Consider the following 624-nt stretch of genomic DNA (forward strand, 5'->3'; position numbering starts at 1 on the left):
TATTGCTGAACTAAAGTAGCATTTTTGTCTAGATAAAGACGTAGTAAGCAATCATAACCCTTTGCTACCTCCAAACGCACCATTCCGTCTTCTACTTGAAAAGAGCAAATTTTTTCTAACCTTGCTTTATCTTTTGAGTTTAAAGATTCGCTATCTTCTAATTGCTCAAGTGCTAGATCAAAATTTAATTGATCTTCATTACAAATAGCGATAAAAAATTTATTAGTTATTTATATACTCATAATAAAGAACCTTATATAATGTTTTTTATCAAAAAATAACATTTATGTCTAAAAAGAAAAATAACAAGCCAAAACATGATGAGGTTATAAGAGCTGCATTTGAAAACCCTATAGTTACTCAAGAGTTCTTTGAAACCTACCTTACCGCCACATATCAAAACTTTACTTTCTTTTGAAGCTCTTAGAAAGGAAAAAAGATAGTTTTGTAGAGCGTAGCCTAAAGAAATCTATAGTAGATATTTTATTTTTGAATATCATAGGAAAGCGACAGGAAATAAAAAATTTCCTTTTGTGTACCCTTTGTGTGTTCTACAATGGTGTACAAAACTATAATGCACCTACTAATCTATGGGAGTTATTTGAAAACAGTGAACTTGTAAAA

At 29.6% G+C, this 624-nt stretch carries 2 pseudogenes; one reads left to right on the forward strand and one right to left on the reverse strand.

What is annotated here, in order from left to right:
- Window positions 1-230: pseudogene (locus O6R16_RS08010) on the reverse strand (glycosyltransferase family 8 protein); the annotation flags it as partial.
- Window positions 231-414: 184 nt separating this feature from the next.
- On the opposite strand from O6R16_RS08010, the pseudogene O6R16_RS08015 reads away from it, so the two are divergent.
- Window positions 415-624 (forward strand): annotated as a pseudogene (locus O6R16_RS08015) (Rpn family recombination-promoting nuclease/putative transposase); the annotation flags it as partial.

Source organism: Candidatus Rickettsia tasmaniensis (assembly GCF_036857515.1).
Lineage (GTDB): Bacteria > Pseudomonadota > Alphaproteobacteria > Rickettsiales > Rickettsiaceae > Rickettsia > Rickettsia rickettsii.